The 15563-nt window shown below is 70.0% G+C and carries 15 protein-coding genes; 4 read left to right on the top strand and 11 right to left on the bottom strand.

What is annotated here, in order from left to right; genetic code table 11:
• Positions 1-13: 13 nt before the first annotated feature.
• The 4 genes from PGN25_01115 to PGN25_01100 are packed head-to-tail and all read right to left on the bottom strand — an operon-like array spanning position 14 to position 3250.
• Complete coding sequence (locus tag PGN25_01115; protein ID MEH3116249.1) at positions 14-757, bottom strand: molybdopterin-dependent oxidoreductase; 744 nt, start codon at positions 755-757, stop codon at positions 14-16.
• Positions 754-1449, bottom strand: coding sequence for a cytochrome b/b6 domain-containing protein (locus PGN25_01110; GenBank protein ID MEH3116248.1), 696 nt, complete (start codon positions 1447-1449; stop codon positions 754-756). The genes PGN25_01115 and PGN25_01110 overlap by 4 nt, the downstream gene beginning before the upstream one ends.
• Complete coding sequence (locus PGN25_01105) at positions 1446-2042, bottom strand: SAM-dependent methyltransferase (protein MEH3116247.1); 597 nt, start codon at positions 2040-2042, stop codon at positions 1446-1448. Before PGN25_01105 ends, PGN25_01110 begins: the two co-directional genes overlap by 4 nt.
• The gene (locus tag PGN25_01100; protein MEH3116246.1) at positions 2039-3250 is read right to left on the bottom strand and encodes an acyl-CoA/acyl-ACP dehydrogenase; all 1212 of its coding nucleotides are present in this window, start codon (positions 3248-3250) and stop codon (positions 2039-2041) included. Before PGN25_01100 ends, PGN25_01105 begins: the two co-directional genes overlap by 4 nt.
• Positions 3251-3669: 419 nt before the next feature.
• On the opposite strand from PGN25_01100, the gene PGN25_01095 reads away from it, so the two are divergent.
• Both PGN25_01095 and PGN25_01090 read left to right on the top strand, forming a co-directional pair.
• Positions 3670-3888, top strand: coding sequence for a hypothetical protein (locus tag PGN25_01095; GenBank protein MEH3116245.1), 219 nt, complete (start codon positions 3670-3672; stop codon positions 3886-3888).
• A 523-nt stretch (positions 3889-4411) separates the two neighbouring features.
• Positions 4412-5011 carry a cysteine hydrolase family protein gene (locus PGN25_01090; protein MEH3116244.1) on the top strand — a complete coding sequence of 200 codons (600 nt, stop codon included), beginning with the start codon at positions 4412-4414 and terminating at the stop codon, positions 5009-5011.
• Positions 5012-5361: 350 nt separating this feature from the next.
• Here the strand turns inward: PGN25_01090 and PGN25_01085 are convergent, their stop codons facing one another.
• The 6 genes from PGN25_01085 to PGN25_01060 form a co-directional block, all read right to left on the bottom strand.
• On the bottom strand, positions 5362-5589 hold the full coding sequence (locus PGN25_01085) for a hypothetical protein (protein ID MEH3116243.1): 228 nt from the start codon (positions 5587-5589) through the stop codon (positions 5362-5364).
• Between the two features lie 470 nt (positions 5590-6059).
• Complete coding sequence (locus PGN25_01080; GenBank protein ID MEH3116242.1) at positions 6060-7346, bottom strand: efflux RND transporter periplasmic adaptor subunit; 1287 nt, start codon at positions 7344-7346, stop codon at positions 6060-6062.
• 33 nt (positions 7347-7379) lie between these two features.
• Complete coding sequence (locus PGN25_01075) at positions 7380-10610, bottom strand: efflux RND transporter permease subunit (protein ID MEH3116241.1); 3231 nt, start codon at positions 10608-10610, stop codon at positions 7380-7382.
• Positions 10611-10826: 216 nt separating this feature from the next.
• Positions 10827-12179 carry an MFS transporter gene (locus PGN25_01070; GenBank protein ID MEH3116240.1) on the bottom strand — a complete coding sequence of 451 codons (1353 nt, stop codon included), beginning with the start codon at positions 12177-12179 and terminating at the stop codon, positions 10827-10829.
• The gene (locus PGN25_01065) at positions 12176-12913 is read right to left on the bottom strand and encodes an NAD(P)-binding domain-containing protein (protein MEH3116239.1); all 738 of its coding nucleotides are present in this window, start codon (positions 12911-12913) and stop codon (positions 12176-12178) included. The genes PGN25_01070 and PGN25_01065 overlap by 4 nt, the downstream gene beginning before the upstream one ends.
• The gene (locus PGN25_01060) at positions 12903-13844 is read right to left on the bottom strand and encodes an aldo/keto reductase (GenBank protein MEH3116238.1); all 942 of its coding nucleotides are present in this window, start codon (positions 13842-13844) and stop codon (positions 12903-12905) included. Before PGN25_01060 ends, PGN25_01065 begins: the two co-directional genes overlap by 11 nt.
• A 276-nt stretch (positions 13845-14120) precedes the next feature.
• Between PGN25_01060 and PGN25_01055 the strand changes: the two genes are divergently transcribed.
• On the top strand, positions 14121-14441 hold the full coding sequence (locus tag PGN25_01055; protein MEH3116237.1) for a hypothetical protein: 321 nt from the start codon (positions 14121-14123) through the stop codon (positions 14439-14441).
• Positions 14434-14805: a hypothetical protein gene (locus PGN25_01050; GenBank protein MEH3116236.1), complete on the top strand. Its 372-nt coding sequence runs from the start codon at positions 14434-14436 to the stop codon at positions 14803-14805. Before PGN25_01055 ends, PGN25_01050 begins: the two co-directional genes overlap by 8 nt.
• 174 nt (positions 14806-14979) lie before the next feature.
• On the opposite strand, the gene rsmD is transcribed toward PGN25_01050, so the two are convergent.
• Entirely contained in the window at positions 14980-15555 is a 576-nt protein-coding gene (rsmD, locus tag PGN25_01045) for a 16S rRNA (guanine(966)-N(2))-methyltransferase RsmD (protein MEH3116235.1), read from the bottom strand.
• Positions 15556-15563: the final 8 nt, after the last annotated feature.

Raw genomic sequence — 15563 nt, 5'->3', positions numbered from 1 at the left:
GGAGAGGGGGGGTTCAGATCCCGGCGTACCACGAAAAGCCCAGTTCCGAGACCATGCTGCCGCGGCCCTGGCCGAGCCCGTCGACCCGGTCGGTCGCCTCGATGCCGGCGAGGTATTTCAGCGACTTGTAGCCGAGCTGGCGCTCCACCCGCAGGCGCACCGGGGCGCCGTGGGAAACGGGGAGGTCGCCGCCGTTCATGCCGTAGGCGAGGATCGTCTGCGGATGCAGGGCGTCGAACAGGTCGTAGGTGTCCCACCAGCCATCGACCGCGCGGATCACGACGAAGCGCGCCTCGCGCTTGAGCCCGACGCTGGCCAGCACGTGCGCGAGCGGCACCCCGGTCCAGCCGCCGATCGCCGACCAGCCCTGCTCGCAGGCGTGCAGCGTCACCTGCGTGCGGGCCGGCATCGCCCTCAGTTCGGCGAGGGAGAAGGCGGCCGGCCGCTCGACGAGGCCGCTCACCGGCAGGCGCCAGTCCGAAAACCCCCGCGCCTTCGAGCGGCGGTAGGCGGGATCGTCCGGATCGGTGGTGTTGATGGTGGGAAACACCGCCGAGACCGCCTCCGGCCCGAACTCCCGCACCAGCGGCTGGTCGCGCAGCAGGAAGCGCTGCGTGGCGAGCGTCAGGGTCTCGCTCAAGCCGTAGAGGCCCGGCCGGCGCGGGCCCCCCTCGATCAGTTCGCAAGCCCCGAGCGCGCTGCCGAGGCCGAGGGCGGAGGAGCCGAGGATCAGCCGGCGGCGGGTGAAGGCGCTCATCGCCTCTCCTCCTTCGGGGCCGCGGAATGCCCGGTGATCATGCCGCGCATCAGGTCGAACGGACCGTTGGCGAGCACCTGCCAGATGTGGACGAGGAGGAAGCCGACGAACAGGGCGGCCGACAGGAAATGGACCGTGCGCGCCGATTGCCGGCCGCCGAACAGGGTGAACAGTTCGGGGCAGGCCGCCGTGACGCCGGGGGACATGGTGAGGCCCGAGAGCAGCGTCACCGGGCCCAGCACGAGCAGCACGGCGAGATAGGCGAGCTTCTGCAGGACGTTGTAGCGGCCCGCTCCGGCCCCGCCCGAGCCGGTGAGGCGCAGATGGGCGCGGATGTCGCCCGCGATGCGGCGGGGGCGGAGCTGGTCGCGGTCGGGAGCGAGGCGGCGCAGGAGGTGCCCGCTCGCCAGCGCGGCGAGCCCGTAGAGCGCGCCGTTGAGGACGAAGATCCAGGCGGCGAGGAAGTGCAGGCTGCGGCCCCAGCCGGTCTGTTCGAGGTTCACCGGCAGCGGCAGGACGAGCCAGGCCGGCGCGTCGTTGGCCCCGGTCTCGCCCCAGAACAGGCGCGGCAGCGCGAGCAGGATCGCGCAGCCGCTGACCGCAAGCGCCAGGAACGCGCCGGCATTGACCCAATGGGTCAGGCGCACCCAGAGCGGGTGGCGCGGGACGGCCTCTTGCGCACGCGCCGTCATCGGCCGCCGGTCCGCCGCAGCACGTCGAGGCGGTAGGCGTCGGTGCGCGCGCCGTGCAGCACGCGGGCGAACGGGGCGGTGCCGGCGATGAAGCCCTCCGCCGCCGCGTCGCCGGAGAGGGGATAGTCGGTCTCGCCGAGCCAGTGCACGAGGACGCAGTCGCCGCCGGGCTCCAGGCTCGCCTCGACCCGCGCGACGAGCCGGGCCAGATCCGGAGGGCTGAGGAAATAGAGCATCTCGCCGAACACGACGAGGTCGAACCGGCCCTCGGGCCAGACCTCCGGCACCGCGCCGCGGACGAACGCGACCTGGGGACGGTCCGCGCAGCGGTCCCGCGCCGCCGCGAGCGCCGCCTCGGCGATGTCGAGGGCGGTCAGCGCGGTGCAGCGGGGGGCGAGCGCCCGGGTGAAGACGCCGATCGAGCAGCCGATCTCCAGAGCGCTCGCATACTGTGCCCGCGGCAGGGCCGCGAGCGTGGCGGCGTATTTCTCCGCCTCGTAGGCGCTGGAGGTGAAGCGCCACGGATCGGGATCGGCGGCGTAGATCTCCGCGAAGTAGCGCTCCGGCAGCGTCTCTCTCCGCCGCCCGCTCATCCGACCACCTCCGCCGGCCGCGGCAGGGAATCCGGTTGCGACGCGGCCTCCTCGGGCCAGAGCGCATGCAACGGCTCGGCCGCCGCCAGCACGTGCGCCGCCATGCCCGTCAGGGCGGCGTCCGGGGCGGGCTGGCGCAGATAGGTGGCGAGGTCGCGCATCTGCCGCTCCAGCGGATGCGTTTCGAGGAAGCCGGCCAGCCCGATCGAGCGCTGGGCCAGCGCGATCACGTCGAGGCCCGCCCCCTCGACCGCGGCGCGGACGAGGTTGACGTAGGCGATGATCCGCTCCGGGGCCGCGTCCTCCGCCGCGGCGAGCCGGGCCGCGCGGGCGACGAGCGGGCGGCTCGTCTCCAGCGCGACCATCGCCCGCCCGAACCGGGCCTGCTGGTGCGGATCGTCGCCCCGGCCCATCGCGGCGAGATGGGCGCGGTGGGTCTCGACCACCGCCTCGATGCCGCCGAGCTGGACCGCCAGGAAGCGCCACGCCCCGGCGAAGAAGAAGGGCTGGCGCCCGTAATCGCCCGCCGCGCCGATCACCGCCCCGTCCGCGGCGCAGAGCCCGGAGAAGTCGACCGTGCCGGTGGCGGAGGCCCGCATGCCGTGGGCGCGCCAATCCGACAGGTCGGCCCGCTCGCCGGGTTCGAGCCGCATCACCAGCATCAGGCGGCGCCCGTCGGCAAGCCGCGCCGTCACCAGCGGACGGGTGACGAACCCGGCCCCCGAGGCGCGGCTCTTCGCGCCGTGGAGCGTGCCCGCGGGGTCGAGGACGAGGCCGCCCTCGGCCGGCTCGGTGTTCCAGACGCCGAACAGGTGGCCCTCGCCGGCGTCGCGGGCGAGCCGCTCGGCGGTGGCGGCGTCGGCGTAGCGCAGGACCAGGGCGAGGGCGTTGACGTGGCCCTCGTAGAGCCGACCCACCGCGAGGTCGTCGCGGCCGATCCGCGTGAGCAGCGCCCGCAGCGTGTCCACCCGGCCGGGCTCGCACAGGCCGCGGCCGCCGAGCGGTTCGGGCAGCGGTGCCGCGAGCAGCCCGGCGCGGTGCAGCCGCGCGATCGCCCCGGTGGGAAAGCCGCCGTGGCGATCCTCCCCCCTGTCCTGCGCCCCCGCCGCATCGCCCGGCTCCCCGCGAGATGCCGCTCGGGGCCAGGCGAGGGGAAGGATCGATGAGGGAGGCAAAAGCGGCTCGACGGATGGAGGACGAACGGACATCCCGACGGGCGCTGCGAGAGTTCCCGACCCAGCTTACACGAAGTCGCGAGTGTGCGCAGTCCGGGAACCGCGGGCCGCGCTCCCGGCATTCACCTCCGGGCCTGCACCGCGCCGGCCGAAGCGGAGACGACGATGGCGGACGAGACCGAGCGGCTCGGCCTTCTCGTGAGCCTGTTCGAACGGGCGCCGACGCGGCTGTTCGAGGCGAGCCCGGGGGGAGGGCGGGCGCGGGAATCGTTCGTGGGATGTCCGGTGCCTCCTCGCCGACACCCGCGCGCTTCGGGCCGCATCCCCGGCAGTGCAGACCCGCGCGGCGCTGCTGCGGCGCCTGGGCGCGACCCGCCCCGGCGACCCGGACGGGCCGGGCGTGCCGCCGGCCGGGGCGGCCATGCAACCGGAGAGCGAGGAGCGTCGAAAGCGTGAGCGACACCTCGACCGAACCGAAACTCGCCGGCATCCCGACCTTCCCGCCGGAGGTCGTGGCGGCGCTCGACGAGCACTGCGCGGTCGAGAACCTGCCGCTGGACCGGGCGATCTGCGCGATCGTCGCCGAGTACCTGCGCTTCAAGGGCTACCTGCGGACCCGTCCGGCGCACGGGCATCGCTCGCCGCAGGGCGAGCGGCCGGAGGGCGTGTGATACGATATCCGGTTGATGAGTTCGGCCTCTCCTGCGTCATCGCGAGGCGAAGCCGTGGCGATCCAGGGCGCGCCCTTTTCGGACCTGTCGCGCCCTGGATCCCTTCGCGGCCGCTCGCGATGACGGAGGGGGGGCGAAACCCGAAGCGATCGATCGGAAACGGTATGAGATGACCCCCTCGTTCAAGGGCCTTTCTCTGCCCACCGAAGCAGCCGCGCCCGAGCCATGTCCGGGTGCAGGAGGAAGGCGGCGAGACGACCCTGCCGCTGGAGGCGTGCGAGGCCCGTGCCGGACGATGGCGACAAGAATGACGGTGCGGGCTGCCCTCTCCGGACAGGTCGCGCCGCCGGATCGCCTCGCCGACGCTCGCGATGACGGCGGAGCCGGAGGAATCGACCGGACCGGTTCGAGGAGAGGCAGGATCGACCGTCCCGATTCCGTTGGACGGATCGGCAGGTTGCGCGGGCAGCCCCGCTCGGCTCACATCCCGCCCGGAACCGCGTCCCACGAGAAGGCCAGAGCCATGACCGACCTCAAGACCCTGCGCAGCCTGTCCGGCCTGCCGCCGGAGCCCGCCGCCCTCGCCGGCTCGGCGCTTGTGCTGATCGACCTGCAGAACACCTACCGCGAGGGCGTGATGCGGCTCGACGGCGTCGAGCCGGCGATCCGCGAGGCCAAGACCCTGCTGGAGCGGGCGCGGGACGCGGGCATCCCGGTCTTCCACGTGCGCCACGACGCCGGGCCGGGCTCACCCTACGACCTCACGGCGGCCATCGGCCAGATCAGCGACGAGGTCGCCCCGCGAGAGGGCGAGGCGGTCGTCACCAAGACCTATCCGAGTTCCTTCGTCGGCACCGACCTTCAGGCGCGGCTGGAAGCGGCCGGCGTCAAGGACGTGATCCTGGCGGGCTTCATGACGCATATGTGCGTGAACTCGACCGCGCGGGGCGCCTTCAACCTCGGCTTCCGCCCGACGGTCGTGGCCTCCGCCACCGCCACCCGCGCCCTGCCGGGGCCGGACGGCGCCACCGTCCCGGCCGCCGCGCTCCAGGCCGCGAGCCTCGCGGCGCTGAGCGACCTGTTCGCGGTCGTGGCGCCGGATGCGGCGGCGATCCGGGGGTAGGCGCATCCCGCTCCCCTGAAGCGGGAGAGGGGAGCTGAACAGGCGGCGTCCAGCGCGGCCCGGCCGCGCATCGCCAGGACGAGGCGGGTCGCCGCCGCATCGGTGAGGCCGGGCGGGGGTGCCGAGCGGTCGAAGGCGCCGCGGCAGCACAGCAGCTCGATATGCGGCGCCCCCTGGTCCGGCAGGACGAGGCCGGTCACCGCGACGTCCGTCCGGATCGGCGATCCCGTCGAGCCGGGCCTGTTCGGGGCCGTGATTGTGCGATCTCGTCGCCACCCGGTATCGATCCTGCCACGAAGCCGGAGGTGCTCCGGGGTTGATCGTCGCGACTCCGGTGATGGCGCGCCGGATCAGGCCGCGCGGGCGCGGGGCTGCGCGGCCTCTTCCGCCGGCCGCTGTCCGAACATGCGCTGGTAGAGGGCGGCGGGGCTGTGGCTGCGGCCTTCGGAATCGACGATGCGCACGTCGCTCATCCCTGCCGTCATCAGCGAGAGGCCCTGCTCCAGGGCACTCATCATCGAGCCGTGCTGCCAGGAACAGACGCGTGAATCGGTGCCGGCGCTGACGGTGAAACTCACGGAACACATTCCCGATTGCTGGTGCCGACCGGCGGTGTTGCGGCCGAGCTTGTCCATCAAGACCCGGCCCCGATCCGGGTTCCGTAAAACTTGATGCAGAATAGCGGCTCTTGGTTGACGAAGTCTTCGCGGAAACCGACCCTTTCCGTGACGGAACCGGGGACGGCCCATGGCGGGACCATGGCAGCGGCGCCATTCGCGTCCCGCAGGGTTCCCGTCCGATCCGACACATTGCCGGGGCGCGCCGGGCTCCTGATACCACCCGGCGCCGATCCCGGCGCATCGCCGGTTGCCCGCGCGAAGGCGTGGGCGGCGGGCGCCCGCCGGACGAGAGGAAGTCGACCATCGGTCGGCGTCCAGCCAGAGCGCTCCGACGCCGGATCAGGCACTCGCCCCATCCGGAACCTCTTCGCCGGCAGGATCGGCCGAAGCCTCGCCATGACAGCGGGAGAGCGGCTGCGCGAAAGTTTCTACCGCTGCGCGGCCTGCATCGGCTTGTCGGATTTCGGCGGCTGCGGGGCGATGCGGCCGCCGTCCTTGAGATCCGCGGGTGGGCTCAGCACGAGGCGCTCGCCGCCCGAGAGCCCCCTGTCCACCTCCACCACCGTGCCCTTGTCGCGGGCGACGTGGACCTCGGCCCAGGTCACGCGGTCTTCCTCGCGGGCGACGGCGACGCGGGTGCCGGACTGGTTGAACACCAGGGCTTCGGCCGGCACCGCCACCGTCGCGCCGCCGGTGCGGGGAATCGCCAGCGTCACGTAGACGAACAGGCCCGGCCGCAGGGTCCGGTCGGGGTTCGGCACGTCGACCTGCGTGACCAGCGTGCGCGAGGAGGCGAGCAGGGCGACCGAGCTGCGCTCGACCGCGCCGGAGAAGCTGCGGTCGGGCATCTGCGGCACCTTGATCCGGGCCGCGATGCCGGGCTGCACGCCGACCGCCGCGTTCTGCGGCACGTTGACCGAGATGCGCAGCACGTCGTCCCGGTCCATCGACAGGAGCGGCGAGCCGGAACCCGCATCCGCCTGGACGAGGTCGCCGACATCGACGTTGCGGGTGGTGATCACGCCGTCGAAGGGCGCGGCGACGATCTCGAAGCCGGTCAGGGCCCTGAGGCGGCCGACGGTGGCCTGCTGCGCCTTGATGTTGGCCTGCGCCACCTTCACGTCGGCCTCGGCCGAGGCGAGGTTGGCGGCCTGCGAGAGCACGCCGGCCTGGGTGGTGTCGGCGTTCTGCTTCGAGGCCCAGCCCTGGCCGGCGAGCGTCGAGGTGCGCGCGTTGGTGACCTGGGCGAGGTTCACGTTGGCCTTCGCCTGGTCCACCATGGCCTCGGCCCGCAGGAGCTGCGCCTCCAACTGGCCGAGCTGCGCTTCCGCTTGCGCCAATTGCTGGTCGAGGTCGGGCGCGGCGATGCGCAGGAGCACGTCGCCCTTCTTCACCCGCGAGCCGATATCGACGTGGCGCTCGGCGACGTAGCCGGTGGCGCGCGCATAGATCCGTGCCGTGGCGAAGGGTTCGGTCTGGCCCGGCAGGGTCAGCTCGACCGGTCCGTCGAGGCGTTTGGCCTCCTCGGTGCGGACCTTGGGCACGAACTCGATCTGCTTGCGCTGCGTCGCCTCGGCCCGGGCCGCCCGCTGCCAGTGGCCGTAGCCGCCGTAGGCGAGCAGGCCGAGGGCGACCAGCCCGGCCAGCACGAAGCCGCCTTTGCCCGGCGGCGGCGGGACTTTCTTGTCGTCCCCTGTCCGGTCAGGCTGGCTCACGAAACGATCCTTCTCTCTCGATGCCCGCGCGCATCATACATAATCCTCGAGCGGCTTGGCCTCGCCCCGCCGCAGCAGGCTGTAGAGGAAGGGCACGAACAGCAGCGTCGAGGGCGTGCCGAGCGCGATGCCGCCCATCACCGCCCGCGCCAGGGCCGCGTTCTGCTCGCCGCCCTCGCCGGTGCCGAGCGCCATGGGCACCAGCCCCAGGAACATCGCGCTCGCCGTCATCAGCACCGGCCGCAGCCGGGTCTCGCCGGCGGCAATGGCCGCCTCACGGGCCGAGCAGCCCGTGGCCTCGCGGTGTTCACGCGCGAAGGTGACGAGCAGGATCGAGTTGGCCGACGCGATGCCCACCGACATGATCGCCCCGAACAGCGAGGGGATCGAGAAGGCGGTGCCGGTGATGAACAGGCTGGCGACGATGCCGCAGAAGGCGACGGGAAGCGCGGCCAGCACCACGAAGGGATCGCCCCAGCTCTGATAGTTCACCGCCATCAGCAGGTAGACCGCGATCAGAGCGATGCCGAGGCCGACCTCCAGCCGGAAGAAGGCGGCGCGCATGTTCTCGATCTGCCCGCGCACGCTGATCCTGTCGGGGGCCGGCAGGGCCTTCTGCTCTTCCTGGACGATCCGGTCGATGTCGCGGGCGACCGCGCCGAGGTCGCGATCCTGCACCGCCGCGTAGACGTTGAAGGTCGGCTGGGTGTTGACGTGGTTGATCACCGTCTGCGTCGGCTGGCGGGTGATGGTGCTGATGCTGGACAGAAGCGTCAGAGCGCCGGGCCCGTTGGCGGCGTTGGCGCGGGCGAAGAGCGGGGTGTTCTGCAGCGCGGTGAGCGAGTCGTTGCGGTATTCCGGCGTCTGGACCCAGAGCTGGTAGGGGATGCCGGTCTTCGGATCGGTCCAGAAGTTCGGGTTGACCTGGAAGGAGCCCGACAGCGACACGTTGAGGCTTTGCGCCACTTGGTTCTGGGTCAGGCCGAGTTCGGAGGCGAGCCGCCGGTCCACATCGACGAAGAACTGCGGCTGATCGACGATCTGGTGCAGGTGCACGTCGACGAGGCCGGCGGTCTCCTTCAGCCGCGCCTCGATGCGCCGGGCGACCTCCAGATCCTTGACCGTGTTGCGCCCCGAGACCTGCACGTCGATCTGCGCGATGACTCCGAAATTGAGGATCTGCGTGATGATGTCGGAGGGCTGGAAGTAGACGACCATGTCGGGGAAGCGCTCCCGCAGGGTCTCGCGCAGGCGTCTCTGGTACTCGGCGATGGAGCCGTGCTCGTCCTTCAAATCGATCAGCATCTGCCCGTCGTTGTAGGAGACGAACGACCCGTCGGAGAAGGCGAAGTTGTAGTTGTTCGACGGGATGCCGATGTTATCGAGGATCTGGTCGATCTCGCTCTCGGGGATCACTTCCCGCACCACGGTCTCGACTTGCGCGAAGACCTGCTCGGCGGTCTCGATGCGCATGCCGGGGCGGGTGCGCAGGTGCAGCGTCATCTGGCTCGATTCGACCTGCGGGAAGTAGTCCTGCCCCGTGAAGACGAACAGGCCGCCGGTGCCGGCAAACAGCAGGCCGACGACCGTCACCGTGACGACGGGATGGCGCAGGACCGCGTGCAGCAGCCCGACATAGCCGCGATGGAACCGCTCGAACCGCGCCTCGAAGCCCCGGCGGAAGGTGCCGGCCAGCCGGAACACCGGAGAGAGCAGCCAGCCGAGCGCCCGCTCGATCCGGCCCCGGCGCGGCGCCTCCCCGTCGCCGCCGTGGTGCCGGAGGTATTCGCGGGCCACCAGCACGTCGATCAGCACCGGCACCAGGGTGCGGGTGAGCAGATAGGAGGTCAGCATCGCGAACACGACCGCGAGCGCCTGCGGCGTGAACAGGTATTTTGGGGTGTCGGTCAGCGCGAAGACCGAGACGAAGGCGGCGCAGATCGAGAGCGTCGAGATCAGCGCCGGCTTGGCGATGCCGGCCGCGCCCTCGACCACGGCGTTGCGGAACGGCTTGCCCTCCTCGAACAGGCGGTAGGTGTTCTCGATCGCCACCGTCACGTCGTCGACGAGGATGCCGACCGCGAGCGCCAGCCCGCCCAAGGTCATCACGTTGATGGTGTGGCCGAGGGCGGCGAGCAGCGCCAGCGAGGTCATGAGGCACAAGGGAATCGATACGAGCACGATCAGCGTCGAGCGCCACGAGCCGAGGAAGAGGAGGATGGTGAGCCCCGTGAGGCAGGCGGCGATGACGGCCTCGTGCCACACGCCCTCGATCGCGTTCGACACGAACACCGACTGGTCGAAGAGCGGCTTGATCTCCATGCCCTCGGGGGCCGCCGCGCGGATGTCGGGCAACGCCGCCTTGACGTTGTTGACGACGTCGAGCGTCGAGGCGGTGCCGTTCTTCAACACCCGCATCAGCACCGAGGCCTGCCCGTCGGCACGCACCACGTTGACCTGCGGCGGGCCGCCGTCGCGGACATAGGCCACGTCGCGCACCAGCACCGGCTGGCCGTTGACCAGCTTGATCGGGATCTCGTTCAAGGCCGCGATCGCGTCCGGTGTCGCGTTCATCTGCACCGGGTATTGCTGCTCGCCGATCTTGGCGAGGCCGGAGGGGATCGTCAGGTTCTGCGAGGTCACCGCGTTGGTGACTTCGAGCGGGGTGAGCCCGAGTGCCTGGAGCGCGTGCAGGTCGAGATCGACCATCACCTGTCGCGGGGCGCCGCCGAAGGGGGAGGGCAGGGTCGAGCCCGGCACCTGGGTCAGGCGCTGGCGGATGCGGTACTGCGCGTAGTCGTAGACCTTGTTGAGGCTGTCCTTGGCCGAGGTCAGCGCGAGCTGGATCACCGGCACCGAGGAGGCGGAGAAGCGCACGATCACCGGCGGCTGCACGCCCGGCGGCATCAGCGCGCGGATCGAGTTCGTCGAGGAGACGACCTGAGCGATGGCGAGATCGATGCTGACGGTGGGGTCGAAATAGATCTTCATCACCGACGTGCCCTGGAGGCTCGTCGATTCCATCCGGGCGATGCTGTTGACGTTGTTGGAGATCCCGAACTCGGAATAGGTCGTGATCCGCTTCTCCATCTCCGGCGCGGACAGGCCCGTATAGGTCCAGACCACGACGACGACCGGGATGTCGACCGCGGGCAGCACGTCCTTCGGGGTCACGACGATCGCGCCCACCCCGCCCAGCATCATCAGCACGGCGAGGACGTAGGTCGTGATGCGGAACTTGAGGGCGTACTGGACGAGTCCCATGGGTCTCCGGTGGATGTCGGCCGAGCCTGCCGGAGCCGCGGCACGGAGGGAGCCGGCGGATACCGCAGGGTCACTGTTTCTGTTCTATGTCCGATCGCTTCCGGAAACGCAGGCGTGCCGCGATGCCGCATCGCCGCCCGTCCCCACCGTCCGGGCATGCCCCGTCCGCCCGACGGAAGCAGGTTAGACTGAACACAACCTTTGCAACAATCGAGATCAGGCCGTTCTTGGTGGCATCGGCGCCGGGATGTCCCCCGTTCGTGCCGCCTCTTGTTGTGCCACCTCTTGCCGCCGCGCCTGCGCCCGGCCGAGCCAGAGCGCGTTGAGGAGCCACGCCGCCGAGAGCGGCAAGGCCGCCACGGCCGCCGCGTGGCCGCCGAAGCCGAGCGCGGCGAGCCCGGTATAGGACCACGCGCCGAGCTGGTCGCCGAGGCGGTAGACCACCGTGTCGATGAAGCTTTTCGCCTTGTAGCGGTCCTCGCGCGGCACCACCGTGAACAGCACCTCGCGGACCGGCCGGGCGATGGCGAAGTTGCCGGCGCGGCGCAGCACGTAGATCACCACCACCGAGGCCACGGTCGGCGAGAGCGCGAGTGCGGCGAAGCCGACGATGCTCGCCGCCGGCAGCAGCGCGAGCGTCACGCCGACGCCGAACACCTTCGTGATGCGGCCGGTGAGGAAGAGCTGGATGCCGAGCGTGAGCGCGTTCACGGCAAGATCGACGCCGGCGAAGAAGGCGGTCTGCGCACCGCGGTCGGGGAAGCTGCGCTTGGCGATCCCCGCCTGCTCGAAATACAGGAAGGTCGCGGTGATCGAGAACAGCGCCAGGAACAGGGCGATGTTGAGGAGGTAGGGCGAGGCGACGGTGCGCCGGATGCCCGCCCACACGTCGCCGCCGATGGTCTCGCCCGCGCGGGATTCCTCCGGCACTTCGTGCAGCCGCCCGATCAGGCGCGCGAGCCCTCGCATGGCGAAGACCGCCGCCTCCAGGAGCACGGCGGCGGCCAGCAGCAGCGCCCAGGTCGGCACGTCGCGGGCGAGCGTCGCGGTCACCGCCGAGCCGCAGATGGCGCCGAGGGTGGCGCCGGCCGCGATGAAGCCGAACAGGCGCTTGCCCTGGTCCGTCGAGAACACGTCCACCACCGTGGCCCAGAAGATCGAGACCACGAACAGGTTGAAGATCGAGAGCCAGACGAAGAAGGCCCGCCCGACCCAGACCGCCGCCTCGCCCTCGGCGACGGCGATGAGGGCGGCAAAGATCAGGATGTTGAGGATGAAGAAGCGGTAGGTGAGGGGCACGAAGCGCGCCCGCGGCAGGCGCTTGACCAGCCACGCGAAGGGCAGGTTCAGCGCCAGCATGCCGACGAGGGTGGCCAGGAACAGCCAGGGCAGGTTCTCCAGGCCCCCCGCCACGCCCATCTGGTCGCGGATCGGGCGCAGCACGTAATAGCTCGCCAGCAGGGCGAAGATGTAGGCCCAGGACCACGCCAGCGCCGGGCCCTCGCCCGGCCTCACGTCGACGAGGCGGGCGAGGCGGGTCGCGACCGGCGAGGCCGGGGCCTCGCTCAAGGCTTGACCCCGAGCTTCTCCTTGAGTTCCGGCGCCGAGAGGTCGTGCCCGAAGCCGGGCGAGCCCATGGCGAAGGTGTCGGCGGCCTTCAGTTCGCCGACGACCACGGGGTCGAAGCCGGCATCCGAGACCAGGGTGCGGGCGGTCTCCAGCGCCTTCGGATCGTTGCCGGCGATCGGCACCGCCATGCGCGGCGCGGGGCGGCCGGCGTTCTTCTGGAAGACCCGGTAGTTCGCCGCGTTGAAGGCCCGCACCACCCGGGCGCCGGCGAGGTACTTGGCCGAGACGGCGCCGATGCCGTCGCGCGCGACCTCGTCGTAGACCGCGCCGTCGCGGGCCTTCACCGCGTTGCCGGCATCGATCACCACCTTGCCCTTCAGGCCGGCGGCATTCTCCTTGCCGAGTTCCGGATAGGCCTTGTAGGGCACCGCGATCAGCACGGCGTTGCCGAAGGCAATGGCCTCCGCCGGCGTCCCCGCCCGCGCCTTGGGCCCGAGTCCCTCGACCAGCGGCTTCAGCGCCTCCGGATGGCGGGAGGCGAAGAACACCTCGTAGCCCGCCCCGATCCAGAGGCGGCCGAGCGTCCCGCCGATGTTGCCGGCCCCGACGATCCCGATTCTCTTGGTGTTTTCGGATTGGGCGAGAGCGGGGAGGGCCGGAAGCACGAGCGTGCCGGCGAGCAGCGCCAGCGCACCGCGTCGACCCAGAGAAAATCCAAAAAGATCAGACCGCATCGATGAAGGCCTCCATCTTGCGCCGCTCGGCGGCGTCCGGCAGCCGCCCGGTCGCGGCGGCGAGGTTGTCCTCGACGTAACTCACCTTCGCCATGCCCGGGATCGGGCAGGTCACGGCCTCGTTGGCGAGCACGTATTTGAGGAAGAACTGCGCCCAGCTCCGGCAGCCGAATTCGGCGGCGAAGTCGGGCAGGGGCCTGTCCTTCACGGTCTTGAACAGGCGGTCGCGGCCGAAGGGCACGTTGACCATCACCGCCACGCCGCGCTCGGCCGCCAGCGGCAGGATGCGCTCCGCCGCGCGCCGGCTGTCGAGGGCGTAGTTCACCTGCACGACATCGAGCTTTTCCCGCCTCATCACCGCTTCGAGCTCCGGAAACTGCTCGTCGCGCCAGACCGTGACGCCGAGGTAGCGGATGCGGCCCTTCTCCTTCAGGCCGCGCAGGACGGCGAGGTTGGCCCCCGTGTCGATCAGGTTGTGCACCGCGATCAGGTCGATCCTGTCCGTGCGCAGGCGCTGGAACGAGCGCTCGGTCTCGGCCTCGGCCGCCTCCCGGCCGCGCCCGGCGACCTTGGTCGCCAGGAAGATCTTTTCGCGTAAACCCTTCACGATGACGCCGAGCACGTCCTCCGCCGTGCCGTAGCTCGGGGCGGTGTCGATCACCCGGCCGCCGAGCGCCACGAAGCGCTCCACCGCCTCGCGCAAGGGGGCCATGGCCTCGGGCGTCACCGTCACCTCGTAGCGGCGCGAGGTTCCGATGCCGATGGCCGGCAGGCGTTCACCGGAGGAGGGGATCGGCCGGGCGATCAGGGCGTCCGCGGCCCGGGCCGGGCGCGGCAGGGCCGGGGCGAGGCCGATCCCGGCGACCGAGGCCGCGCCTTGCAGGAGGGTTCGGCGGGAAAGCGGCGGGACGGGCGGTAGGACGGTCGGCATGGGCACGGGCCTCCTTCGCGGACGGGGGTGGCCCGAGCGAGATAGGGCGGCAGCGGGCAAAGAGGTAAGCGGACCATGAGATGCGGCGGCACAGCCACTTTACCTGATAGTACCTGTCGTCCCCCGCGACACATTGACCAATGCAACTTGAAATACTACCTCGGCAAATCGACAGCGTCCCCATAAATCGCCTCACTCGGACTACGGGCGCAAGTTTTATTGATACAAAAGCGCTGATAAATATGTCATGTCATAGCAAATCCCGGAGCGAAATCGATGGATAATAACAAAAACCCCAACAACTATAAGAGAGTAACTCACTCTGATGCAATAGAATATTTTGTGGACAAGAGATTATCCGAAACATGTCATCTGTGCGGGGCAAAAGATTTTACAGTAGCAGTCCTTGATGCGCGAACAGTTCCCGGATTTATAACACAAAGAACTGATGATTTTACCCTATCTGGCGTGGTTCCACTTGTTTTATTGGAATGCAAAAATTGCGGTAACATAAACACGTTCAGAGAAACACACATCTACAACTATCTTCGATCCAAAAGAGGAGAACTCCCTACCGGCAGTGCGGGAAATGACTGAACCCACCGTCAGCAAGGTTACAGGCCTGCCCCTTCCATGGGAAACAAATCCGACTCCTTCTGGCCTAGCACTCTCAGCGAATCCGCCTGGAGGCGGCGGCGAAACCGGCGATCTCGAACAAGAATTCCTCAAAAGGCAGATTCTGATTCATAATGAGAAGACCAAACTCACAGCATCCGCGGCGAACAACACCGCCATCGCGCTTTTCGGTGGAGGATTTTTGCTTCCAATCGTTGGTCTGAGTTTCCCGCTCGCATCTGCTCCGCCGGAAGGGCAAGTGACCATGATCACCATGATCGTTTGGGCTTTGGTCGCAGCAGGCTTACATAGCTGGGGTAGAACCATGCTCGACGGACTCAGGTGACGGATATGAATTATCTCTGGCTAATTTTCCCGCCCCTGTTCGCTCTGGTAGCAGCTTGGTTTGGCTGGCGTAGTATTCGGCGTGGCGCTGCCGCGATCGATGCAGAGCGCGAGCGTTTGCAGAAGGGTCATGTATCGGGAACACCTGCCCGCTCTGCGCGATCTGCTAGCTAAGCTATACGGAGGCAGACCCACCCTGAACTTCGAACCGGCCGAACGTTACCACGGTCTCGCCGTAGCTGCGCCGCTCCAGCTCGGAAAACCCCAGCGGCAGGACCGGGCCGGCCTCGGCGGCCTCCTCGACCAGGACCAGCGCGCCGGGGTTGAGCCAGCCGCCGCCCGCCGCGGCGGCGAGCGCGGCGGGGGCGAGGTTCTTCCGGTAGGGCGGGTCGCAGAAGACGAGCGTCGCCGGCCCGTCCGTCGCCGGTCCGAGCCGGGTCGCGTCGCGCGGGACCAGCCGGGCGCGGCTCCCGCAGCCGAGGACGGCGATCCCGTCGCGGATCAGCGCGCCGGCCTGGCGCCCCTCGTCCACGAAGATCGCCCGGACCGCGCCGCGGGACAGCGCCTCGAAGCCCAGCGCCCCGGTACCCGCGAACAGGTCGAGCACCACCGCGCCCTCGGCCGCGTCGTCGTAGGCATGGGCCAGCACGTTGAACAGGGCCTCGCGCAGGCGGTCGGAGGTCGGGCGAATGCCTTCCGCCTTCGGCCCGGCGAGCCGGCGCCCGCGCCATTCCCCCCCGACGATCCGCACGGGTCAGG

Source organism: Methylorubrum populi (assembly GCA_036946625.1).
Lineage (GTDB): Bacteria > Pseudomonadota > Alphaproteobacteria > Rhizobiales > Beijerinckiaceae > Methylobacterium > Methylobacterium populi_C.
Note: the sequence above shows the minus strand (reverse complement) of the source record. Positions and strands in the feature narration are given on the sequence as shown.